At 67.1% G+C, this 23209-nt stretch carries 24 protein-coding genes; 3 read left to right on the top strand and 21 right to left on the bottom strand.

The genetic code is table 11. The annotated features are described in order from the left end of the window. Positions 1-68 precede the first annotated feature (68 nt). The 7 genes from mdcH to mdcA all read right to left on the bottom strand — a co-directional run bounded on the left by mdcH (position 69) and on the right by mdcA (position 6330). Entirely contained in the window at positions 69-1004 is a 936-nt protein-coding gene (mdcH, locus tag HNR60_RS04765) for a malonate decarboxylase subunit epsilon (RefSeq protein WP_184254844.1), read from the bottom strand. Further along, positions 1001-1666 (bottom strand): malonate decarboxylase holo-ACP synthase, encoded by a 666-nt coding sequence (locus HNR60_RS04760; protein WP_184254842.1) that lies wholly within the window; start codon positions 1664-1666, stop codon positions 1001-1003. Before HNR60_RS04760 ends, mdcH begins: the two co-directional genes overlap by 4 nt. Before the next feature lie 87 nt (positions 1667-1753). After that, the gene (gene mdcE, locus HNR60_RS04755; protein ID WP_184254840.1) at positions 1754-2578 is read right to left on the bottom strand and encodes a biotin-independent malonate decarboxylase subunit gamma; all 825 of its coding nucleotides are present in this window, start codon (positions 2576-2578) and stop codon (positions 1754-1756) included. Beyond that, positions 2575-3447, bottom strand: a complete 873-nt coding sequence (gene mdcD, locus HNR60_RS04750; RefSeq protein WP_184254838.1) for a biotin-independent malonate decarboxylase subunit beta — start codon at positions 3445-3447, stop codon at positions 2575-2577. The genes mdcE and mdcD overlap by 4 nt, the downstream gene beginning before the upstream one ends. Continuing rightward, entirely contained in the window at positions 3444-3737 is a 294-nt protein-coding gene (locus tag HNR60_RS04745) for a malonate decarboxylase subunit delta (RefSeq protein ID WP_184254835.1), read from the bottom strand. The genes mdcD and HNR60_RS04745 overlap by 4 nt, the downstream gene beginning before the upstream one ends. Further along, positions 3725-4672, bottom strand: a complete 948-nt coding sequence (locus HNR60_RS04740; protein WP_184254833.1) for a triphosphoribosyl-dephospho-CoA synthase — start codon at positions 4670-4672, stop codon at positions 3725-3727. The genes HNR60_RS04745 and HNR60_RS04740 overlap by 13 nt, the downstream gene beginning before the upstream one ends. Then, positions 4672-6330 (bottom strand): malonate decarboxylase subunit alpha, encoded by a 1659-nt coding sequence (gene mdcA / locus HNR60_RS04735; RefSeq protein WP_184254831.1) that lies wholly within the window; start codon positions 6328-6330, stop codon positions 4672-4674. Before mdcA ends, HNR60_RS04740 begins: the two co-directional genes overlap by 1 nt. Before the next feature lie 303 nt (positions 6331-6633). On the opposite strand from mdcA, the gene HNR60_RS04730 reads away from it, so the two are divergent. Then, a complete protein-coding gene (locus tag HNR60_RS04730; RefSeq protein ID WP_184254829.1) occupies positions 6634-7557 on the top strand; it encodes a LysR family transcriptional regulator in 924 nt (307 codons plus the stop codon). Positions 7558-7597: 40 nt separating this feature from the next. Continuing rightward, the gene (locus HNR60_RS04725) at positions 7598-8491 is read left to right on the top strand and encodes a LysR family transcriptional regulator (RefSeq protein ID WP_184254827.1); all 894 of its coding nucleotides are present in this window, start codon (positions 7598-7600) and stop codon (positions 8489-8491) included. Positions 8492-8760: 269 nt separating this feature from the next. Here the strand turns inward: HNR60_RS04725 and HNR60_RS04720 are convergent, their stop codons facing one another. From HNR60_RS04720 to HNR60_RS04695, 7 genes are read right to left on the bottom strand one after another with little or no spacing between them, the layout of a single operon-like run. Continuing rightward, complete coding sequence (locus tag HNR60_RS04720) at positions 8761-9669, bottom strand: NAD(P)/FAD-dependent oxidoreductase (RefSeq protein WP_184254825.1); 909 nt, start codon at positions 9667-9669, stop codon at positions 8761-8763. A gap of 11 nt (positions 9670-9680) precedes the next feature. Then, positions 9681-10676, bottom strand: a complete 996-nt coding sequence (locus HNR60_RS04715; RefSeq protein WP_246432808.1) for a YihY/virulence factor BrkB family protein — start codon at positions 10674-10676, stop codon at positions 9681-9683. Continuing rightward, entirely contained in the window at positions 10652-10804 is a 153-nt protein-coding gene (locus tag HNR60_RS24070; RefSeq protein ID WP_246432807.1) for a hypothetical protein, read from the bottom strand. Before HNR60_RS24070 ends, HNR60_RS04715 begins: the two co-directional genes overlap by 25 nt. Positions 10805-10806: 2 nt before the next feature. Then, positions 10807-11589, bottom strand: coding sequence for a hypothetical protein (locus tag HNR60_RS04710; RefSeq protein ID WP_184254821.1), 783 nt, complete (start codon positions 11587-11589; stop codon positions 10807-10809). Further along, on the bottom strand, positions 11586-11978 hold the full coding sequence (locus HNR60_RS04705; protein WP_184254819.1) for a phage holin family protein: 393 nt from the start codon (positions 11976-11978) through the stop codon (positions 11586-11588). Before HNR60_RS04705 ends, HNR60_RS04710 begins: the two co-directional genes overlap by 4 nt. Further along, positions 11962-12642 (bottom strand): YtxH domain-containing protein, encoded by a 681-nt coding sequence (locus HNR60_RS04700; protein WP_184254817.1) that lies wholly within the window; start codon positions 12640-12642, stop codon positions 11962-11964. The genes HNR60_RS04705 and HNR60_RS04700 overlap by 17 nt, the downstream gene beginning before the upstream one ends. Before the next feature lie 38 nt (positions 12643-12680). Next, positions 12681-13895: a hypothetical protein gene (locus HNR60_RS04695; protein ID WP_184254815.1), complete on the bottom strand. Its 1215-nt coding sequence runs from the start codon at positions 13893-13895 to the stop codon at positions 12681-12683. Between the two features lie 175 nt (positions 13896-14070). Between HNR60_RS04695 and HNR60_RS04690 the strand changes: the two genes are divergently transcribed. Beyond that, positions 14071-15582, top strand: a complete 1512-nt coding sequence (locus tag HNR60_RS04690) for an AMP-binding protein (RefSeq protein ID WP_184254813.1) — start codon at positions 14071-14073, stop codon at positions 15580-15582. A 392-nt stretch (positions 15583-15974) separates the two neighbouring features. Here the strand turns inward: HNR60_RS04690 and HNR60_RS04685 are convergent, their stop codons facing one another. The 7 genes from HNR60_RS04685 to HNR60_RS04655 form a co-directional block, all read right to left on the bottom strand. After that, positions 15975-18323, bottom strand: coding sequence for a hybrid sensor histidine kinase/response regulator (locus HNR60_RS04685; RefSeq protein WP_184254811.1), 2349 nt, complete (start codon positions 18321-18323; stop codon positions 15975-15977). Positions 18324-18326: 3 nt separating this feature from the next. Next, complete coding sequence (locus HNR60_RS04680) at positions 18327-18965, bottom strand: chemotaxis protein CheX (protein ID WP_184254809.1); 639 nt, start codon at positions 18963-18965, stop codon at positions 18327-18329. Then, a complete protein-coding gene (locus tag HNR60_RS04675; RefSeq protein ID WP_184254807.1) occupies positions 18962-19345 on the bottom strand; it encodes a response regulator transcription factor in 384 nt (127 codons plus the stop codon). The genes HNR60_RS04680 and HNR60_RS04675 overlap by 4 nt, the downstream gene beginning before the upstream one ends. Positions 19346-19447: 102 nt before the next feature. Continuing rightward, positions 19448-19684, bottom strand: coding sequence for a hypothetical protein (locus HNR60_RS04670; RefSeq protein ID WP_184254805.1), 237 nt, complete (start codon positions 19682-19684; stop codon positions 19448-19450). Further along, the gene (locus HNR60_RS04665; protein ID WP_184254803.1) at positions 19681-21942 is read right to left on the bottom strand and encodes a chemotaxis protein CheA; all 2262 of its coding nucleotides are present in this window, start codon (positions 21940-21942) and stop codon (positions 19681-19683) included. The genes HNR60_RS04670 and HNR60_RS04665 overlap by 4 nt, the downstream gene beginning before the upstream one ends. Next, entirely contained in the window at positions 21942-22349 is a 408-nt protein-coding gene (locus HNR60_RS04660; protein WP_184254801.1) for a response regulator, read from the bottom strand. The genes HNR60_RS04665 and HNR60_RS04660 overlap by 1 nt, the downstream gene beginning before the upstream one ends. Then, positions 22333-23205, bottom strand: a complete 873-nt coding sequence (locus HNR60_RS04655; protein ID WP_184254799.1) for a CheR family methyltransferase — start codon at positions 23203-23205, stop codon at positions 22333-22335. Before HNR60_RS04655 ends, HNR60_RS04660 begins: the two co-directional genes overlap by 17 nt. Positions 23206-23209 lie beyond the last annotated feature (4 nt).

The raw sequence follows: 23209 nt of genomic DNA, 5'->3' as shown, positions 1-23209 counted from the left end.
CGTTGGGGGTGTTTGATGTGCGAAAATGGGAGGTTGGAAAGCTCAGCGAGCCGGTGATGCGGGAGGGGTCAGTCGAGCACCTCCATGGCGTCGCGGATCTGCCGCGCCGCGTTGTCGAGCGGCGTCGAGGCCATGGCGATCGACGTCACTTGCGGGAAGGCTTCGGCGGTCAGCTTCGACAGCACCGTGCCGGGGTTCATCTCGACGAACAGCGTGGTGCCGAGTTCGACCAGCACCTGCGTGGAGTCGTGCCAGCGCACCGGATGCGCGATGTTGGTGGCGAAGTCCTCGCGGATGCGGTCGAGCACCCGGGTCGGCCGCGCCCGGCGGTTGGTCATGTATTGCGCGCGCACCGTGCCCGGTTCGAGCGTCTTCAATTTGTCGACCAGCACGTCGGCGACGTTTTGCAACAGCGGGCAGTGCGACGGCACCTTGACGGCGAGCCGCTCGGCCTTCTTGCAGCCGGTCGCCAGCGCCAATTCAACCACGCGGTCGACGCCGGGCAGCGCGCCGGCGACGACGATCTGCCGCGGCGCGTTGAGGTTGCCGACATAGACCGGGAATTCCTCGGTGGTGGCCTTGGCGACCAGCGCTGAGACCTGCTCCTCGTCGAGGCCGACGATGGCGGCGAGCCCGTAGCCCGTGGTGAATTGCTGCTCCATCAGCGAGGCGCGCAGATGCACGAGGCGCAGCCCGTCGCGGAATGCCAGCGCGCCGCACGCGGTCGCCGCGGCGTAGGCGCCCACCGAGAGACCGGCGACGGCGCTGGGTAACGCCCCCTCCGCGGCGAGCGCCCGCGCCATCGCGACGCCGGCGACGTAGATCGCCACCTGGGTCGACACCGTGGATTCGAGAATCTTTTCTTCGTCGAGCTCGAGCACGTTGCGGCCGAGCAACTGGCTCGCTTCGTCGAGCGTCAGCGCGACGTTGGGGTGCGCCGGCAATTCGTGCAGCATGCCGGGGCGCTGCGATCCTTGGCCGGGAAATAGAAAGGCGATGCTCATTGCAAGTCTCCTTCGGTGATGCGCCACGGGTCGCGGACCAGGCGTGATCCGTCGCAAGTCTTCAGCCGCCGCAGCAGCGAGCGGCCGTTGCAATATTCGCGGAGCGAGAAACACCCCTGCGGGGTCTCGACCTGGATGTCGGCTGTGCCGTCGACCGCATCGACGGTGCGCAGCAACTCGCGGCCGACCTGCTCGGCGATCGGCTGTTCGGCGTAGACGACGAGATCGAGATCGCTCGACACCGTCGCGGTCGGCCGCCCGGTCGCAAGTTCGAAACCGACGCTACCGACCGGCCCCCACGGCCAGGCCAGCCCGGCGAGGGCCACTTCGACGGCAAGAAAGCCGCGCAGCGCCGGGATCGTGGCGAAGCGCGCCGCGGTCGGCTCATGGCGATCGATCAGCAGATCGCCGGGTTCGACCCGCTTGGTCACTGAGCCTAGCGACACCGCGCCGGCAAATCGTTCGTTGCGCGCGGCGCCGCGAATCCCGACCGGGATCAGCCCCTCGGCGGCACGGCCGCGACGCACCACCGCGACGGGCTCGGAGTCGAGCGCGGCGAACACCCAGGCCGGCGTCGGCGTCTCTGAAATGAGGGTCCGCGGTTCGTCGATCCACACGAGATCATGCGGACGGAGCGGGTGCGGGATGCGGGGATCGGACATGATGCACGTCAGACGCGAGCGCGTCTTTTGAACGCGGGGGGAAGCTGCGCTCGCCCGGGCTGATCCCGGGCGAGCGCGTTGGCGGTGTCAGCAGGCTGCCCACTGCTCGGTCATCATCTGACGCACCTTGAGCGAGGCCTTGCGGAACGCCTTGGCGCCGTCCGACTCCAACCTTGCGTCGAGATTGCGCGGCGACTTGCGGGCGTCGGCGATCGCTTCGATCAGCGTCGCTTTCACCTGCTCGAGGCTGGCCGGCGCCGGGGTGTCCGGATCGGCGATCTTCAACAGCTTGTGCAGACCGCCGAGCTTGTTGAACGAGCCGATGTCGTAGGCCATCGGCACGATGGTCTCGCCGAGCTTGTCGAGTTCGGCGACGCTGCGCTTGGTGATGCGCGCGGCGGCATCCTTGTACATCGCGTGGATCAGCACTTCCGGATCGTCGAACGCGATCATCCGGCTGGCTTGCCCGGCGAGCGCCAGGAACGAGCCCGACACGCAACGGCCGACGATCAGCGCGATCACCGGATGGCCGGCGGCGCGGGCATCGGCGTAGGCGGCAATGATCGCGGCGGCGGCGACGTGGATGCCGAACAACTCCTCGCGGCGGCCATAGGCCTGGCTCTTGGAGTCGCACACCGTGATGATCGGGCGCTTCGGACCGTTCTTGTCGGCTTCGATCACGGCACGCAGATTCTTGGTGCCGTACCAGCCTTCTTCGAGCCCGACCTCGGTGTGGCCGGTGCGCGGGAAGCGCGCATTGGCGTCGGGCGCGACGCCGACGAACACCGCCTTCTCGCCGCCGAGCGTGGCCTCGGCCACCATCAGCGAGCCGGGATTGCCCTCGACCTTGCCGTCGCTGCCGGTCAGGGCCTCGAACCACTTGCGGCCGCGATTGTTCAGGGGATCGGTCATTTCGCTACTGCCTTCCATGCGTTACGGATGTCTTCGGCGACCCATTGCTTGGCTGGGTCCAAGAACTTCAGGCGTTTGATGAAGAGTTCGTACTTGTCGGTCCGCAGCTGCGCGGGCTGGCCCTTGCGGAACAGCTCGGTCACCGCCTGGGTCACCGCGTCGGCATCGTCCTCGAGCAGCACGTCGGCAAAGTCGGTGGCGAAGCGTTGCGCGCCGCCGTTGACGCTCCAGACGAACGGCTTGTCGGCGGCGACGAACTCGTCCTTTCCGGCTTCCAGCTCGATGACCTCGGGGCCGTTCATGCTGAGGCGGGCCTGCCGCGTCATCACCACGTAGGAGGCGAGACCTGCGGCGAGCGACATGCCGCCGAAGCAGCCGGTCGGCCCGGTGATCACCACGATCAGCGGGGTGTGCTTGCGCAGGGCAACCATCTCCGCGTAGATCTCGGCGATCACCAATTCGCCCATGTTGGCTTCCTGCAGCCGCACGCCGCCGCTTTCCAGCGACAACACCGCGCGGGTCGGAATCCCCTTCTCGTTGTCGAGCCGGGCGAGGCGGAAGGCTTCGGCCATTTTCATGCCGCAGACTTCGCCGATCGAACCGCCCTGGAATTTGCCCTCCATGGCGATCACCACGGCCGGCTGGCCGTCGATCTTGCCCTTGGCGACGACGCAGCCGTCGTCGGATTGGGTGACGATGCCTTGCATCGGCAGCCAGGGCGATTCCACCCGGTCGAACGGACCGAGCAATTCGTGGAAGGTGCCGTCATCGAGCAGCTGAAGAGCGCGCGCGCGGGCGTTGAGCTCGATGTAGCTGCGGCGCGCGCTGAGCGCGAGCACTTCGTCGGAAAGTGTGATTTCGAAGGTCATGACTTGCTCACCTCGACGGCCTGCTGGAGACGCAGCGCCACCGTTCCCGGAGTGGCGCCGAAATCGTGGATTTCGATGTTTGCAGCTTCCGGATGCTGCTGCAGAAAGCGCTCGACGACCGCTTTCCAAGTGTCGACGAAGCCGGCGACGCTGGTCTGGATGGTGACGCGGGTCTCGCCGTCCACCGACGGCTCCATCAGGATCTCAAGATCGCCCGACCCGACCACGCCGACGTGGGCGCGTCGCGCTTTCACCTTCGATGAAGGGAATTCGAAGTTCAGGATTTCCATTGCGAAAAATCTCCGTTTTGATCGAGGTCGACAGGCAGGCCCGACGACAGTTGATTGAGTGAGTCCAGGAACAGGGTGGCGGCGAACAGATCTCCGCTGCCACCTGGAGATGCGTTCAGTTCGAGCAGGTCGATGTCCAACTGATCGAGGGCATCGAGCCCAGCTTGGGTCGAAGTGCCGCCCAGCCGCAGGATCTCGGCAGCGCCGGACTTCGCCGTATCGAGGGCCTTGGGACCGCCGCGGTGCAGCAGGCAGGTGTCGTCGAGCTTCGCCATGATCGACAGCAGCGCGTCGAGTCTGGCGAAGGTCTCGCCGACGCCGCGTGAGCGGGCCTGCCGCAGCGCCGGCAAGCCGACGCCGACGACGTGAGGAAAGCCGTCCTGGGCTTCCCCGCGGGCGCCGGGCACGCCGTAGCGCTCGACCACCCGACTGCCGTTGGTAGCATCGCTCGGCATCCGGCTGTCGCTGTGCCGGGCGATGCTGCCGGCGATCGACGCGATCTCCACGGCATCGCCGGGACGGGATGACATCACTGCCCCCGCCGTCAGCAGGCCGAGCGACCAGATCCCACCCTTATGGGTGTTTACCCCGCCGGTCGCCGCGAACATCGCGGCTTCGCCGTCCCGACCGATCGCGGCAAGCTTTTCACGTACTTGCCGGCTCGGCGTCATCCCGGTGACCGCGCGGGCCATCTCCCTGAAACAGGGAAACAGCGAGCGGGCCGAGCGATGCATCAGCGCGATGTCGAGGTCGGCATGAGCGCCGGGTCCGCGACTGTCGACCAGCCCTGGCTTGGGCGTCAGGCTGGCTTCTGCGATCAGCGACTCCACCGCCAGGGTGGCGATCCGCGTCGGCAGGGCCGAGATCGAGGCCGCGAACGACGACACCTCGCGTCTCCTTGCCTGCAGCGCAGGTTGTGCAAGAGCTGACTGCATCACCAGCTCCTGAAGCGGGCCGGCGGCTCGTACAGTCCACCGGACCAGGTCACCAGATCCTTCATGCTGCGCGCCGACAGCAACGAGCGGTTGGCGTCGGAACGACGCACGCCGAGATCTTCCGGATAAGCCACCACGCCCTTTTCGCGCAGCGCCTTGACCTGCTTGGCGGTGGACTTCAGGCCGACCTTGGTGACGCCGGCAATCGCCGCGACCGCGGCGCGGCGCTCCTCCATGCCGTCGGCCTTGTAGAGGTAGGCGATGCCTTCCTCGGTGGCGACGTGGCTGACGTCGTCGCCGTAGATCATCACCGGCGCGATCGGCAGCTTGGCGTCCTTGCCGACCTGCACCGCGTCGAGCGTTTCAACGAACAGCGGCACGCCGCCGGCCTTGAAGGTCTCGACCACCTGCACGCACAGCTTGCGGCCGCGCACGATGGCGTCGTCGGAAGTGATCAGCGACAGCCAGGCCGCCGAGGGATGACGACGGCCGCGCGCGTCGCTGCCGAGGTTGGGAGCGCCGCCGAAGCCGGCGATGCGGCCCTTGGTCACCGTCGAGGAGTTGCCCTCGGCGTCGATCTGCAGCGTGGAGCCTGCGAACAGGTCGACCGCGTAGTGGCCGGCGAGCTGGCAGAACACCCGGTTGGAGCGCAGGCTGCCGTCCGGCCCGGTGAAGTAGATGTCGGGGCGCGCCGCGACGTACTTCTCCATGCCGTCTTCGTTGCCGAACGAGTGCACGCTCTCCACCCAGCCGCTCTCGATCGCCGGGATCAGGGTCGGTTGCGGGTTGAGGATCCAGTTGCGGCAGATCTTGCCCTTGAGGCCGAGCTTGCCGCCATAGGTCGGCAGCAGCAGTTCGATCGCCGCGGTGTCGAAGCCGACGCCGTGGTTGAGCGAAGTCACCTGATGCCGCTCATAGACGCCGCGGATCACCATCATCGCGGTGAGGATCTGCAGCTCCTTGATGTCCTTCGGGTCGCGGGTCTGGATCGGCTCCTTGGCGTAGGGGCGATCGCCCTCGACGATGACGTCGATCCAGCCGCCGGGAATGTCGACGCGCGGCAGCTTGTCGACGATCTGGTTGACCTGGACGATGACGATGCCGTCGCGGAACGCCGCGGCTTCCACCATCGACGGCGTGTCTTCGGTGTTGGCGCCGGTGTAGAGGTTGCCCTCGCGGTCGGCCATGTCGGCGCAGACCAGCACCGCATTCGGGATCAGGTCGACGAACATCCGCGCCGACAGCTCGACATAGGTGTTGATCGAATTGACCTTGATCTGGCCGTCTTCCAGCATCTGCGCCAGCCGCAGGCTCTGCGGACCGGCGAAGCTGAAGTCGACTTCGCTGGCGATGCCCTGTTCGAAGATCTCCATGTGGTCCGGCCGCGCGATCGCCCAGATCACCGCCTTGAGGTCATGAATCTTCTTCGGGTTCACCTTGGCGAGCGAGCGGGACAGGAAATCCGCCTGCTTCTGCACGCTCTCGATCACCACCCGGTCGCCCGGGACCAGCAGCGTCTCGAGCGCTTCGACGATCTTTTTTTGCGGCAGGAATTTGCCGTTCATCCACGGGCTGACGAGTGCCATGCGACGCTGTTTGCCTTCGCGCCGTGTTGACCAGGACCGAGCCCCGGCCACTTCGCTTGTTGCGACGTCCATCGTTGATCTCTCCATTGGAAGGATTGCGCGACCTGCACCGACTGCGCCGCGCAACTGATGACGGCGGGAACCTGCGCCCCTCACAGCCAATTGAGAAATCGTATTTTCTGAGATCAGTGATTAGATTTGGCGATGATCATTTGGCGAACTTCCGCCGCGCACCACTCAAATTGCGCCGCTGCAGCGACGCATTGTCGCTGTGATTTCAATTCCTGCTTCTTGTGATAAGTTTTGAGAATTGTAAAAATACACGCTAAAGTTCCATAGCAGAGGTGGAACACGCTCCGCCGGAGGTTTGCAGCCATGAAGATCCGACAGATCCAAGCCTTTCTGGCGCTCGCGGAGGATCTGCATTTCCGCCGCGCCGCCGAGAAACTCGGCGTCACCCAGCCGGCGCTGACGCTGGCGATGCAGGCGCTGGAGGACGAGATCGGCGTGCCGCTGCTGGCGCGCGACCGCCACGAGACCAAATTGACCTACGCCGGCGAGATCTTCCGCGCCGACATCACCGAGATGCTGGCGACCGCCGAGCAGGCCACCGAGCGGGTGCGCCGCGCCTCCACCGGCATCCTCAACTATCTGAAGATCGGCTTCATCTCGACCGCCACCACCGCGCGCTTCATGCCGCGGCTGATCAGCGAGTTTCGCCGCATCCACCCGCAGGTCGAACTCAGCCTGCAGAACCGCATCAACATCGACCTGTTGGCGCTGATCGAATCCGCGGCGCTCGACATCGCCTTCCTGCGCTTGCCGCTGATGACGCAGCATCGCCTGGAGATCGCCAGCGTCTACAAGGAACGCCACGTGCTGCTGCTGCCGGCGGAGCATCCGCTGGCGAAGCAGAGTTCGATCCGGCCGCGCGACCTGCACAACGCGCCGTTCATCATGTATTCGCGGCACAACGCGCCGGGCTATCACGACCTGATCATGCGCACGCTGAACAGCAACGGCATCAATCCGACCATCGCCCAGGAGGTCGGCGAGATGTACACGCTGGTGGCGCTGGTCGCCGCCGGGATCGGCGTCGCGGTGGCGCCGATCTCGGCGCGCAACTACAACCTGCCCGGCGTGGTGCTGCGCGAAGCGGGCTGGCTGCCGCCCGCCGAGATCGGGCTGGCCTTCCGCCGCGACGACAGCCGCCCGGCCTGCCGGCTGTTCATCGATCTGGCGTTGCGCACCCGCCGCGAAACCGAAGCCGAGACCGCGGAGCTGGCGGCGCACGACTGAGGCGCCCGCCCTTCGATGCGAACAGGATCAGGAGCACGACATGGAATCCAGCCAATTGCGGTGCTTTCTCGAGGTGGCGGAGACGCTGCACTTCACCCGCGCCGCCGAACGCCTGCATCTCAGCCAACCGGCGCTCAGCACCCAGATCGAAAAGCTCGAGCGCGAACTCGGCGTCGATCTATTCGAGCGCTCGCACAAGAAGACCACGCTGACCTATGCGGGTACGCTGTATCGCGAGGAAGCGCGCAAGATTCTCGCGCTCGGCAGCCGCGCCGTGGAGCGGGCGCGGCAGGCCGCCGCCGGCCAGATCGGGCGCTTGCGGATCGGCTTCATCTCGACCGCCGCGGCTTACGTCATCCCGCAACTGGTCACCGAGTTTCGCAAGCAGGCGCCCAACGTCGAGCTCGACCTGCGCCATCATCTCACCGCCGCGCAGGTCAAGCTGCTGTGCAGCGGCGAACTCGATATCGGGTTCTTGCGGATTCCGCTGCGCGACCCGCGCGGGCTGACCACCATTCTGGTGCACGAGGAGCCCTACAAGCTGTTTCTGCCGGCGCCGCATCCGTTGGCCTCGCGATCGCCGCTCGCGCTGCAGGATCTCGACGGCGCCGAATTCGTCACCTACTCCAAGCTGAACGCGCCGGGCTTCGCCGCGACGCTGGCGCTGGTGATGCAGCAGGCCGGGATCAGGCCCGCCGCCACCCACGAGGCCACCGACATGTATTCGCTGATCTCGCTGGTCTCCGCCGGCGTCGGCATCGCCATCGCGCCGGCTTCGCTGCAGAACTATCGGCTGCCCAACGTGGTGATCCGCGATCTGGACGGCATCCGCCCCTCCGAGGTGGCGCTGGCGCATCGCGACGGCATCGACCATCCGGCCGCGCTGGCCTTCATCCGCTCGGCGCGCACGCTGTCGGACTTCATCAGGCGGTGAGTTCTTCTGGACGCGGCCATCTAGCAAGCAACCATTTGATCGAGATCGCTCGCGCGCATGTGCTAACTACACTTTCAACGTCGTCATCCTGAGGCGCCCGAGCGTAGCGAGGGCCTCGAAGGATGCGGCCGCGAGCCCGTAGCACGCCCACGACCTCGCAGCCCATCCTTCGAGACACCCGGCTTCGCGCTACGCGCTTCGCCGGGTTCCTCAGGATGACGGCGGTGCGTGGGGCGACGCCCGCGCGGCCGAGCGGCGGCGCCGCCGCCTCAGCGAAAATTGTGCGCCAGCATCTTGTGAATATGCGTCGCAGCGATCGCCGCATGGCCGGTGCCGACCGCGATCTGGTGCAGATCCGACACCACGTCGCCGGCGGCATAGATGCCGGGCACCGTGGTGCGTTGATGATCATCCACCTTGAGGCAGCCGACGTCGTTGGTCGCAGCGCCGAGCCGCGTGGCGAGATCGGAGCGCACCTCGCAGCCGAGCGCCGGATACACCACGTCGAATGGTGCCAGCGATCCTTCCGCCAGCAGCGCGCGGACGCCTTTGTCGGCGCGCTCCAGCCCGGTCACCGGCCCGGCGACCACGACGCCGGCCTTGTCCAGTCCGTCGCGGCATTCCGGCGAGGCGACGCTGCCGTCGATGTTCAGCAGCGTGACGTCCTTCGAATAGCTGCGCAGAAAAATCGCTTTCGCAGCGGCGTCGTCGCCGTGACCGAGCACGCCGACGCGTTGGTCGGTGACCTCGTAGCCGTCGCACACCGGACAATAGCGTACGCTGCCGTCCTGCACCGCGGCGTCGTGCCCCGGCAGGCTCGGCATCGCGTCGACGATGCCGGTGGCGAGCAGCACGATGCGCGCACTGATGCTGCGCGTGCCCGTGCGCGCGATGAAGCCGTCACCGTCGCGCGCAAGCTCGGTGACCCGATCGGCGAGCGTCGGCACCTGATAGTGCTCGGCCTGTTTGCGCAGATTGGCCAGCAAGCCCTTGCCGGAGACGCCGTCGGGAAAGCCCGGATAATTGTGGCTCTCGGGGATCCATGCCGCGCGGCTGCAGCCGTCGTCGACCAGCAGGATGCGGCGACGATAGCGCGCAAGATAGATCGCGGCGGTCAGCCCCGCAGGGCCTCCGCCGACAATCAGGCAGTCGACGTCGTCGTGGGCCGGCGCAGTCATGAGCGGGAATCCTAGCTGTGCTGACCGGCCGATTGCGGGTCTTGGCTGGTGTCGGACGACGGAGTGCCGCGCGCGCCGGGCTCGCCGAGCTGCTTGTCGATCGCGGAATTCAATTGCGCGCCCAGCAGCACCACGATGGTGGTCATCCACATCCACACCATCAGGCCGATCGCAGCGCCGAGCGAGCCATAGGTGGCGTCGTAATTGGCGAAATTCGCCAGGTAATAGGACAGCACCGCGGAGCCGGCGAGCCAGCTCAGCGTCGCGGCGATGCTACCGGGGGACACCCAGCGCCATTGCGGCGCGGTGAGGCTCGGGCCGTAGCGATACAGCACCGCGAGCCCGAGCAGCACCAGGATCGCCAGCGCCGGCCAGCGCCCGTAGCGGATCAGCGCATCGGCGATCGGCCCGAGGCCGACCATCGACAGCACGATCGGTGCGGCGACCACGAGCCCGATCGCCGCCAGCACCGCGGCGAGGCTGCCGAGCGTAAACGCCAACGACACCGCGTTGAGCTTGAAGAAGCCGCGCTTCTCCTGTTCGCCATAGACCACGTTGAGGGAATCGATGATCGCCTTCATGCCGCCATTGGCGCTCCACAGCGCCAGCGCCATGCTGAACAGGAACGCAGCGCCGAGCTTGACCTCGCCCTTGGCCAGCACCCGGCCGACCTGGTCCTGCACGATCGAGAACGCGCCCTCCGGCGCCACGCCGGCGAGCAGCGACAGATGCTGATTGATCGTATTGCCGTCGGAGAACAGCGCGTAGGACGACACCAGCGCGGTGGTCGCCGGAAACAGCGCCAGCAGACCGTAGAACACCGTCCCGGCGGCGACCGCCAACAGCCGGTCGTCGTTGGTGCGGTGATAGAGCGTGATGAGGATGGATTTCCAGGCGGTCCAGGACCGCAGCGACGCCGGCCCCTGCGAGATCTGCGGCGAGGTGGTGTCATCCGCCGCTGCGTGCAGCGGCGGATGGTCGATTAGTGGGTCTCGGACTCCTGCCAATGCTCCAGGTCCGGTTTGGTCGGCTTCTGATTGGGGCTCTGCGCGCTCTGGCCGGGCTCTTGCCATGGCTTGTCGGTCCCGCTCTTTTGCTGATCGTGCTTGGTGCCGGAATCTGGATCGTCAGCCATGATCAGCGTTGCTCCGCCGACTGGATGCGGCTGCCGGCGGTGTCCGCAACGCGCTTCAGCTTGTCGCCGACATTGCCGGCTTCGGCTTTCAGCTGCTCCGGGGTGAGACCCTGGCGCTGGGCTTCGTCACCGACCGCTTCCAGCGCGTTGTGGGCGAGTTCCTGCACCCGTCCGCCCTGCTCGCCGACGAACTCGGCCGCGCGGGCCTTCAATTCGTCGCTGGTCTCGCCGAAATATTCGGCTTCGAGCTTGGTGGTCGGCAGCGACGCCGCGATGCCGGCACCGATCGCAAGGCCGACCGCGCCGAGCAACAGCGGCTGTTCTTCCAGCATGTCGCTCAAGCGGTTTCGCGCCGAAGCGAACAGGTCGGCCGAGCGCTCCGATGTGGCGTGCGCGAAGTCGGAGGCCGACCCGGCCACGTCGGAGCCGAGCCGCGAGGCGCGGTCGATCGCATCCGAGGCGGTGTCGCGGACTGTATGGGCGACGTTGCCGACCATCGCGCCGGCGCTCTCGCCGACGTCGGACAGTTGCCCGCCGAGTGCGTTGACCCGGCTTTGAACCGCGGAACGACCGGACGACAACGCGTCGGCGGCGGCGTCGGGCAAGCGGTCGAGGCCGCTGCGGCGAGCGAGGCGCTGCGCGGCATCGGTGGTCTTGCCGCCACTGATCAGCCACAGCACGCCCATGCCGATCAGCGCGGTCGACACCGGATTGCGGCGCACCGCCTGGCCGAGGTTGCGGACGAAATCCGCCCCCATGGTTTCGTAGGACGAGTTCGTGCTCATTGGACCATCTCCTTGGCGGCGAGCTTGTCGCGCTCAATTTCCTGCAACATGACGGTGGGCTTCAGCGCATCGCCGGACAGCCGGTTGACGCCGATGCTCACCAGGATCAGCGCGATCACCACCGCACCGCCGCCGGTCATCAGATACGACATCGTCGGGGTGAAGCCGGCCTCCGTCAGACCCGACGCCACCGCCAACAGCAGCAGCACGAGCGCCGGCATCAGGATTACCGCGCCAGCACCGATCATCGCGCCGGCCCGGGCAACCTGACCGAGCTTCTGCGAAAATTCGGCACGCGCGAGGTCGATCTCGTTGCTCAGCAGCTTCGACAGTTGATCGAAGGCGTCGCTGAACAGCTCGGGGATCGAGCGATTAGCTGGTGAACTCATCGCGATTCCCCCTGTTCTGGCCGCCCGCGGTCGCGCGCTGCTGGGTGCCGCGCTGACCCGAGGTCGAGCTGTGGTTGTCGTCCGCGGCGCTGCCGGAGCTCTTCAGGAAGCGCACCGCACCGAAGCCGGCGAGCACCGCGAGCCCGAGGAACGCGGTCGGCTGGCGGCGCGCGAAGGATTGCGCACCTGCGATCAGATCCTGCAGGTCGCCGTTGCGAACGCTGTCGGAGACGCCTTCGACCTTGGAGGCGGCCTTGCGGATGTAGCTCGCTGCGAACGGCAGGTCGTGGTCGAATTCGCGCGCGGCGCGGCGCATGGTCTCGGCGAGATTGCCGACATAGTCGGCGCCGACGCCCTGCTGGTCGTGCACGCGCTCCTTGATCTTGTCGCCGGCCTGCGAGGCGAAATCCTTCGCCGCTTCGGTGAATTCGGCGGCCTGATGCTTGATGGTTTCGGCCGACGCGCCGGCGAGGTCGCTGACCTTGTCCTTGAAGTCGACCGCCTTCTCCTTGATCTCGCGGCCAGCTTCCTTGCCGGCTTCCTTGAGATCGCGGCCGGCGGCCACGGTCTGCTCGGTCACGCCGCGCAGGCTCTGCGGCGCGGCCGACTTGGTCGAATTGCCAACGCTGGAGTTCGACGGCGTGGTCTTGATCGGCTCAACCATTGTTTTTCCTTCCCGGATATCTGTTGAGTGTGTCTGGTTCAATGTTTGTTGTGCGACGGCATGTCGATCGCGTTGGTGGCGGCATCCGCGACCTTGCGCACCCGCTGGCCGATATCCTTGGCGGCCCCGGTCACGCCGTCGGAGTTCAGCCCTTCGTCGTCGGCGGCGTTGGCGACTTCCTGATAGGCGCCGCTCACCGCTTCCTTCAGGCCTTCGACGCTCTGCGTCGCGACGTCGCGCGCCCGCTCCTTGAGGCCGCGGGCGGTGCCACCGACCATCCGGTCTTCGATCCGCGTGCGCGGCAATGCCGACGCGATCAGCCCGCCGAGCAGCAGGCCGATGCCGGCCACCAGCAACGGATTCTGCGTCGCGGTGTCCATCAGCGTATTGCGGGCACGATCACCGGCGCGGGCGGCTTGCCGCGCCAGATCTGCGGCGCGGTCGCGCGCCATCGCGGCGGCGTCGCGGCCGGCATCCACCGAGGCGGACGCGCTCTGGCGCAACCGCGCTGCGGCTTCGGCGGCGGTCTCCCGCATCGAGGCCGCGGCATCGCGCACGCTCGAGGCGGTGTCACGCACCGAGCCGGCGACGTCCGTCGCATTGCGCGCCCCGGTCTCGGACAACTCCGTGACTTCATCGGAGATCCGATCGCGCGCATCGTGAGCCTGCCGACGCAAGCCGTCGACGCCCGACGAAATCGTCGCGCCGAGTTCCGCGGCCTTGCCCTTGAGCTGCTCGGTGCCGACAGCAACGGCTTCGCTGGCTGCGGCGTAGCGATCGGCGGCGTAGTCGCGCGCGGCCACCGCCGCCTCGCTGACGTCGCCGCCGAAGTCGCGGGCGCGGCGGCTGAGGTCGCCGGCCATATCCATTGCCGCGTCATTGGCCTGGCGCGCGACGTCCTGGCCGCGCTTGGTGCCGGCCAGATACAGCCCGGCGCCGACCATCAGCACCGGCGCCGGGATGCTACGCACCACGCGCAGCAGCGGCACCGCCACGGTGGCGCCGATCGCCAACGCCTGCAGCGGGTTATTGCGGACCGCGTCGGTGACGCTGTCGAGCATCTGCTCGCCGCGGCTCTTGATGTAGCCGGAGACTTCGGCCTTGATGGCGTCGGGCGAGTACCGATCGCGGAAATCCTGCGCGGTATCGGTGACGGTGGTCTTCAACTGATCGACCGTCGCGGTGAGGCCGGCCCGTGCGCGCTCGGCGTCGCGGCGTATCTCTTCCAAGGATCGAGGATCGGCCTGGGCCATGGGTGGACTCCGTGTTGTTGGAAAGCTGGCATGTGAACTCGGCAGCTTCGGCTATGTTCCGTGAATGACCGGGTTTCTGGCCCGGCAGGCCGGCCACGATGACGCGGCGAAAGCCGGTTGGAGCGCGCGGCCGGCTCGGCAATACTGAGCGCCCCGCAGCGAACGGAATTCGGCCATGACCCTCAACCACTTCACATTGGCGGACGTCTACCGGCGCAATGCCGCGCTGGTCCCGCAGCGCACCGCCTTCGTGGTCGACGGCCGCCGCGTCAGCCATCGCGACTATCTCGCCCGCGTGACCCGGCTGGCGGCGGGCCTCGCCCGCCAAGGCGTCGGGCCCGGCGACCGTGTCGCGATTTTGTCGCAGAACGCGCTGGAGATGATCGATCTGATCGGCGCGGTGGCCTGGCTCGGCGCCATCCTGCTGCCGGTGAATGTCCGGCTCAACGCCGAGGAGATCGGCTTCGTGCTGGCCGACGGCGCGCCGGTCGTGCTGATCGTCGGTCCGGATTATCAGGCGATCGTCGCACCGCTACTGCCGTCGCTACCTTCGCTGCGGCGCTGCTTCATCATCGGCGAGGCCGCTCCGCCGTTCGCGGCGTTCGCCGAGCTCAGCGACGGCGACGACGACGCGCCGGAGCACGACGTCGACGGCGACGCCGGCTTCGTTATCATTCACACCGCCGCGGTCGGCGGGAGGCCGCGCGGCGCGCTGTTGTCGCAGCACAATCTGTTGATCGCGCAGAGCTCGCTGATCGAGGCGTTCGGCTTGAGCGAGCATGACGTCAATCTCGGCGTGCTGCCGCTGTTCCACGTCACAGGCCTTGGCCTGATGCTGACCGCGCAGCAGGCCGGCGGCGCAAGCTTAATCGCCGCGAAGTTCGATCCGGCGCAGGCCGCGCGCGACATCGCCGCGGAACGGGTGACGTTGCTGGCGTCGTTCGCGCCGATGCTGGCGAATATTCTGGATCACGCCGGCAGCGATCAGCTCGCCAGCCTGCGCGCCGTCACCGGCCTCGACAGCCCGGAAACCATCGAACGGTTCGAGGCGATGTGTCCGAACGCACGGTTCTGGTCGACCTATGGGCAATCCGAAACGTCCGGCCTCGCCACGTTGTCGCCGTATCGCGCGCGGCCGAAATCCGCCGGCCGGCCGTTGTTCTGGCGATCGCTCGCGGTGGTCGATGCCGACGACACGCCGTTGCCCGCGGGCGAGGTCGGCGAGATCGTGCTGCGCGGCCCGACGGTGTTCAAAGGCTACTGGAATAACGAGGCCGCCACCGCGCACGCGCTGCGCAACGGCTGGCATCACACCGGCGATATGGGCCGCTTCGATTCCGACGGCTACCTGTGGTACGCCGGCCGCGCGCCGGAAAAGGATCTGATCAAGACCGGCGGCGAGAACGTCTATCCGGCCGAGGTGGAGGCCGCGATCCGCGCCCATCCCGGCATCGCCGAGGTGGTGGTGATCGGGGTGCCGGATCCGCAATGGAGCGAAGCGATCAAGGCGGTCTGCGTCTGCCGCGACGGCGCAAAGCCCAGCGCCGCGGACGTGGCCGATTTCGTCGCCGGGCAGATCGCGCGGTTCAAGAAGCCGAAACACGTGGTGTTCGTCACGAGCCTGCCGAAAACCACCACCGGCGCGATCGACCGCGCCGCGGTCAAGGCCGCGCATGGCGAGGGGTAGGACGCTCGTTGTGAGCTGGTCGCACCCGGCCGCGCTGGGACCTCGTGTCCCGGACGCGAGCAGCGTTCTTACGCTGCTGCGCGAGCCGGGACCGTTCCAGGCGCTGCCGTCGTAACGGCCCCGGATCTGCAGCGCACCACGCCGCACGTGCGGCGCGCTGCACTGCGTACGGGGCACGCTTCCATTACAAGACTACGTTACAAACTACGTCATTCCGGGGCGCGAGGCCGAAAGGCCGAGCGAACCCGGAATCCAGTATTCCAGGGCGGTGAGTACTGGATTCCGGGTTCACTCGCAGCTTCGCTGCTCGCGCCCCGGAATGACGTTTGATTATTTCGCAGCCGCAGCGGAATGGCCGCGGATAATTGCAGAGCGCATCGACAGCAATCGCGTCAATTCACCCGGTCGCGGATCGCGGCTTCGAGCGATTCCGCCAGCTGGTCCTGGGTGTAGGGCTTGCCGAGCCGCGGGAAGCCGAGCAGCGCGTCCGGCGGCAATTCGGCATAGCCGGTCGCCAGCACGATCGGCAGCTTCGGCTTCAAGACCTTCACCCGGATCGCGAGGTCGAGCCCGGTCATCCCCGGCATCGCGTAGTCGGTCAGCAGCACGTCGAAGCGGGCGTCGGAGTCCAAAAGCTGCAGCGCCTGCGCGCCGGACTGCGCCTCCATCACGCTGTGGCCGAGATCCATCAACAGATAGGCGGTGTTCATCCGCACCAACGGATCGTCGTCGACCAAGAGGATGCGCAATTGTTTGCTGACCGCGCCGCTGCTGAGCGGCGCCAGTCCGGCCACCGGCGCCACCATGTCTTCGCGGCGCGCCTGCGGCAGCCACAGATTGACCACGGTGCCCTTGCCGACGTCGCTGGTCATGGTCAGCGCGCCGCCGGATTGCACGGTGAGGCCCTGCACCATCGACAGCCCGAGCCCGGTGCCCTTGCCCAATCCCTTGGTGGTGAAGAACGGCTCCATCGCCTTCGCCAGCGTCGCCTGGTCCATCCCCTCGCCGGTGTCGGCGACGCTGATGCAGACATAGTCGCCGTCCGGCAGCGCACTCGGCCGTGGATTGGTCGCGGCCGCGTCGTTGCGGCAGGTGATCACCAGCGCGCCGCCGGCCGGCATCGCGTCGCGGGCGTTCACCGCCAGATTCATCAGCGCCAGTTCGAGCTGGTTGGCGTCGATCTTGACCGGCTCGACCTCGGGCGGAATGTCGATGCTGATATTGATGTTCGGCCCCAGCGACTGGCGCAGGAAGTCCATCATGTCGGGGATCAGCTTCTGGATCTCGACGGCTTCGAGCTTCAGCTCCTGGCGCCGCGCGAACGCCAACAGCCGCTTGGTCAGCGTGGCGCCGCGTTCGGCGCCCTGCAGCGCGCCGTCGAGCAGCCGCGAGGTGCGCGGATCGTCCGGCAGCCATTTCTTCAGCAGCGAGAGGCTGCCGAGGATCACCGCGAGCAGATTGTTGAAGTCGTGCGCGACGCCGCCGGTGAGCTGGCCGATGGTCTCCATCTTCTGGGCTTCGTGCAGCTGGTTGAGCGCCAGCTCGCGCTCGCGGGTGCGCTCCTGCACCAGCGCCTCGAGCTCCTCGTTGCTACGGCGCAGCGCTTCGCGCGCCTCGACGTGATCGGTGATGTCGGTCGCGGTGCCGAACCAGCGGCTGATGTTGCCGCCTGGCTCCAATACCGGGATCGAGCGCATCTTGAACCAGCGATTGGTGCCGTCGTGGCGGCACAGCCGGACGTCGACGTCGAACACCCCGCCATCGGCCAAGGCGGATTTCCACGACTCGATGAACCCCGGCGTATCCTCGCGGTGGATCGCCTTGAGCCAGCCGGAGCCGAGGTGCTCGCCGGACGGCGCGCCGGTATAGGCCTGCCATTGCGGATTGAAGTAGTCGCATTCGCCGTGCTGATCGCAGGTCCACACCAGCTGCGGCAACGCCTCGAGCAGCGCCCGGTGGCGGCCCTCGCTGTCGCGTAACGCGGCTTCCGCGGTGGTGCGCTCGGTGACGTCGCGCCAGATCGTGGTGATGAACACCCGCTCGTCGGCCTTCCAGCGGCCGAGCGAGACGTCGAACTGGCACAATTCGCCGTCCTTGCGCCGGCCGTTGACCTGCACGGTGCAGGAGTTCGAGTGCTGCAGATCGACGAACGCCTGCGCCAGCCCGTCGTCGTGCTGCAGCAGCACGTCGAGCTTCTGGTCCAAAAGCTCGGACAGCTCATAGCCGAACACCTGTTCGGCGGCGCCGTTGGCCCATTGGATATTGTGGTCGAGCCCGATGGTGATGATAGCGTCGGGCGCGGAATCGACGATGGCGTGGTAGCGCGCGTTCTGCCGTTCGCGCAGCACCCGCTCGCGGGCCACCGGCACGCTGACGTCATTGACCTGCAGCATGCAGCGCGGCGCGCCGTTCGACCACACCGGACGCACCACGATATTGTGCAGCAGTTCTTCGCCGCCCTCGCCGTGCAACGGCAACAGCTTGTTGAGCGAATGGGTGAGGATGCTGGAACTGCCGGTCTGCAGGCAATCGGCGATCACCGACGGCAGCCGTGTGCTGGCCAGATTGGGAAACAGCTCGATCAGATTTTTGCCGAGCACGGCCGGCAGCGGCTTGCGGCTGACCCGGGCGATCCACTCGTTCCAGCCGACCACGCCTTGGCGCTCGTCAAGCACGATCACGCCGACGTCTAGCGCATCGACAACGGCCGCGACGTCGAACTCGGATTTACTCTCTGACATTCGTTACGCGGTTTGCTGCTCGACGCCTTCGATGAATTCAGCGACGATCTCCTTCAACGCGGTGATCGATGGCAGATCCATCAGCAGCGCGATGAAGCCGCGAATGTCGCGGTTCTTGATGGTGAAGTCGATATACAGGAACAACACCAGATTGCCATCGGCATCGGGGGCGTCAACCTCGAACAAAGTCCTGCCGTCGCCGCGGATCACCGACGGTAACGACATACGCATAGTACGCCGGAGCAGATTGGCGATGGTTGCCAGACAGGCGTTGAGGATCACGTTGCCGGTCTCGGCGAGTGCTTCCTGCTCGAGGTCGATGACGTCTTCCAGGCTGTGCTCCTGGCCGACGATCGAGCGGACCAGTTCGAGGCTCTGCGCCTGCGGGAAGATCAACAGCGCCTTGCCGGCGAACGGTCCTTCGAACGACTGCTTCACCGCGACCAATTGGGGGGCGTTGTCGCCTTCGACCAGCTTGGCGGCGACCTCGCGGCCAACGATCCGCACTGCCGGAACGGACAGCATCACCTGTTCGCCGACCATCTGGCGCAGGCTCGCCGCCGCCCGGCTGACGCCGAGATTGGCGATTTCTGCGAGTGCATCCTGTTCGATCTCGGAAAGTTCGCCGCGTTCGATACTCATAGCGCCTTCGTTTTCAATCGCAGCGCAGCCCCCGCCAGGAACGCGTCAAGAGCCTCATCGGTCAAGGGTTTAGCGATAAAGGCGGCATTAAGTTCCCGTGTCCGTGCAATAATTTCGTCTTGAACGTTGGCCGAGACCACCGCGGCAGGGATTTTCGGCTGCTCGGAGCGAATCTTCTCCAGCAATTCCAGGCCGTCGATGCCGGGCATGTTGAAATCCACCAGAACGATGTCGGGCGCCGCGTCGCTGAGCGCCTGCATGGCCGCTTCGGCATTGCCGGCTTCGACCAGGTCCCAATCCGGCCGCAACCGGCGGAACGCGCTGGCCATCACCATGCGGGCCAGCTTGCTGTCGTCGACGATCAATACTTTATGCTGCATTCACGCTATCTCGCACCGGCACCAAGCCGCCTGTTGAGGTTCCGGGTCCGCTGAGACCCTTGCGGGAACCTTGCCAATTGAACTAGCACGGTTTTCTACCTTTCACACCGACCCGAGGGCGACCCACCGCGCAATGAACGGGTCGCCACAAGGCCCGATGGGATCGGGCCTGGCGGCGAGGATGAGCTGGACCACAGCGGAGTGCAGATGACTGGCACCGGTCCAGTCGAGCTGCGCCCGCGGCGTCTCCTGCAACAGCCGGAGCAACGCCTCAGCCTCATCCACAGAGCAAGCCCCGGACAGCACGATCGTTCCCGCCGTGTTGCGAACGATACTCATGGAACGATCTCCTGCAGATCGAGCACCAGCAGCACCCGGCCATCGCCCAAGAGCGTGGTTCCGGCGAAGCCGCGGGCGGTCGACAGCACGCCCTGCATCGGCTTCAGCACCACCTCCAGCCGGTCGCGGATGGCGTCGACCGCAAGGCCGGCGAGCTTGCCGCCGACCTCGGCGACCACCACCAGGCGGTCCGCGGCGGCGGCGGCCGGCTTCGCCGGCAGCTGCATCAGCTCGGCCAATTCGCAGATCGGCACCACGCGATCGTCCAGCACGAAGCCGTCATTGGCCTTGAACCGGCTGATCCGCTCCGGCGCAAGCTGCACCGTGCGCGACACCGCGTCCATCGGGATGCCGAACAGCTGGCTGCCGGCCTCCACCACCATGATCCGCAGCATCGCGATCGAAGACGGCAGGTCGAGCCGCACCGTGGTGCCGCCGCCGACCCGGCTTTGCAGCGTCACCCGGCCGCCGATCGGCGCAATGGTCGCGCGCACGATGTCCATGCCGACGCCGCGGCCGGAAATGTCGGAGATCTTCGCGGTGGTGGAGAAGCCGGGCGCGAACACCAGGTCGATCACCTGGGCGTCGGACAACGCGGCCAGCTCCGCGGCGCCGAGCAGCGCCTTGTCGGCGGCGCGACGCCGCACCATCGCGGGGTCGATGCCGCGGCCGTCGTCGATCACCTCGACGATGAAGCGGTCGCTGCAGCGCTGCGCCCGCAGCGTCAGCATCGCGGCCTCCGGCTTGCCTGCCGCGACGCGCTGCTCCGGCGTCTCGATGCCGTGGTCGAGCGCGTTGCGGACCAGATGCAGCATCGGCTCGAACAACAGGTCCACCACGGTCTTGTCGGATTCCGTGGTCTCGCCCTCGGTGACCAGCGCCACCGACTTGCCGAGCCGCTGCGCGAGGTCGCGCACCAGCCGCGGAAAGCTGCGAAACAGCTGCGCCACCGGCACCATGCGCAATTGCAGGATGGCCGCGCGCATTTCGGCGTCGAGCCGCTCGAACGCGTCGACCTCGTGACGCAGCAGCCGGGCGATGTCGCCGCCGCCATTCGCGGCGCGTTTGGCGAGATGCGCCAAGCTGTTCTTCACCAGGGTGAGCTCGCCGGCCAGATTGACCAGCGCGTCGATCCGCGCCTCCTCGATCCGCAACGTGCGGCTGCCGCGGCCGCCGGCGGCGCTCTCGACCGCAGCCTCCGGCTCGGCGGCGGCGACGGCCTCGCCGGCCAGGATCCGCGCAAGGCAACGCTGCAGCCCGGCGGGATCGGATTGCGCGCTGGCCTGCGCGGCGGCGGCCTCGACCTGCGCGGCCGCCTCCGCCAAGCCGTCATGCCGCAAGCCGTTGATGGCGACCCGCGCCGCAGCGCCGATCCGGCCGACCAGATCGGCGGCCTCGCCGGGCGCCGCCAGCACCCGCGCCTGCTCCTCGATCAACCCGCGCACCAGGTCGGAGACCCCGGCGGGGGCCGCGCTCGCGGCTGCCGCAGCGGACGGCGGCGGCGCCAGCAGCTCGGGCGACAGTTCGACGATCCGCACCTGATCGGGCTGCAGCCGGAACACCGCGGCCAGCGCGGCGCGGTCGACCGCCGCGATCGCCCGCAGCCGAAGGTTACAGGCGTAAGGATCGATCTCGGCCAGGTCCGCAAACGGCTCGCGCGGCGCGATCCGCAAGGCTAACAGCTGCGGGATCTTGCGCATCAGCCCGAGCGGATCGTCGCCGTTGAAGTAACAACCGGGATGCGGCTGATAGTCCACCGCCGAAAGCGCCGCAACCGGCGCGTCCGGCAGATTGGCCCGCGCCTCCTCCAAAAGCTCCGCGACCCAGTCCGGCACCGCGCTCGCCGCGGCAGCCGCCGCGCTGCCACCACCGCCCGGCGCCAGCAGCAAACGCAACGCCTCGGCCAGTTGCCGCGCCACTTCGCCGGCATCCGCCGGCAGCGCGCCGTCAGCTTCAAAGTAATCGACCCAGCGCGACACCTGGTCGAGGCACTGCAGCGCGCCGTCGATGATCGGCGGGGTGACGCCGATCCGGCCGGCCTGCACCTCGGCCAAGAGATCCTCGGCGGCGTGCATCGCCAAGCCCATCGCCGGCAAGTCGACCAGGCCGGCAGCGCCCTTCAGCGTGTGGAAGGCGCGAAACACCGATTCGATCCGCGGCGCGGAGCCGCCGTCGCGCTCCAGCGCGATCAGGTCGTCGCCGGCCTGCTGCACCAGTTCGCGCGCCTCGAGGACGAATTGCTCGCGCAGCGCATCCATCACGGCGCCCCGGCGAGCAGCGCCACGTGACTGAGCAGATCGGCTTCCGACACCGGCTTGACCAGATAGAAATTGGCGCCGGCGGCGCGGGCGTCGTCGCGATCCTGCTGGCCGGCCTCGGTGGAGATCATCAGCGCCGGCAGCGAGGCGATTTCAGGCGCGCTGCCGCGCAGCGCGCGCAGGAACGACAGCCCGTCCATCCGCGGCATGTTGACGTCGACGATCACCAGGTCGAAGCGCTCCACCAGGCACTTTTCCATCGCCTCGATACCGTTGATCGCCTGATCGACGGCAAAGCCGGCCTTCTCCAGCGCGGCGCGGTAATACAGCCGCACCAGCGAGGAATCGTCGACCACCAAAATCCGTCGCGGCGCGGCGGCGGCGCCGGCTTCACTGTTGCTCGTCATGATCGGCCCCAGGTTTTTGATAGATGATGGCGTCGGGAAACCGGCGTATCCGAAACAGCGGCGAGATCCGGCTCATCGTCTCGGAGTGCCCGAGGCAGATGAAGCCGCCGGGACGCAGGCAGTCGTAGAGATTTTCCGCGGCGATGCGGCGCGAGGCATCGTCGAAATAGATCAGCACGTTGCGGCAGAACACGATGTCGAAATCGCGGTACTGCGCCATGTCGGCGGCGTCGACCAGATTGGCGTGGGTGAAGCGGATCGATTCCCGCAATCCCGGATCGATCTGATACTTGCCGGGGCTCAGCGGCTTGAAATAGCGCGCCACCACGTCGCGGGTCAGCCGCATCAAGGCGCGCTCGCCATAGATGCCCTGTTCGGCCTTCTGCAGCGCGCTGGTGTCGATGTCGGAGCCGACGATCTCGATGTTGTATTTGTCGACGTCGCGCCAATGCTCCATCAGCCAGATCGCGATCGAATACGGCTCCTCGCCGGTCGAACACGGCACCGACCAGATCCGCAAGGTCTCGTCGGGGCCCTTCCGTGTCAGCAACTCGTCGAGCAGGCTCGCGGTCATGCAGCGCAGCTGATGCTCTTCGCGGTCGAAATAGGTTTCGTTGACGGTGAAGGAATTCACCAGATGCTCGATCTCGTGCTCGGCGTCGGCGCGCAGCATCGCGAAGTAATCCGCGAACGAGCCGCAGCCGGTGGCGGCGATCCGCTCCGCCAGCCTGCGATCGATGTAGTAGCGCTTGTTGTCGGCGAACGACATGCCGGTGCGGCGATAGAGGAATTCGCACAGCCGGCGAACGTCCTGCTGGCTGATCGCAACGCTGGGGCCGGCACCGGGTCGAGTCATGCTC

The sequence above is a fragment of the Rhodopseudomonas rhenobacensis genome, from assembly GCF_014203125.1.
In the GTDB taxonomy this organism is placed as follows: Bacteria; Pseudomonadota; Alphaproteobacteria; order Rhizobiales; family Xanthobacteraceae; genus Rhodopseudomonas_A; species Rhodopseudomonas_A rhenobacensis.
The sequence above is the reverse complement of the archived record's forward strand: the minus strand, read 5'-3'. Positions and strand labels throughout refer to the sequence as shown.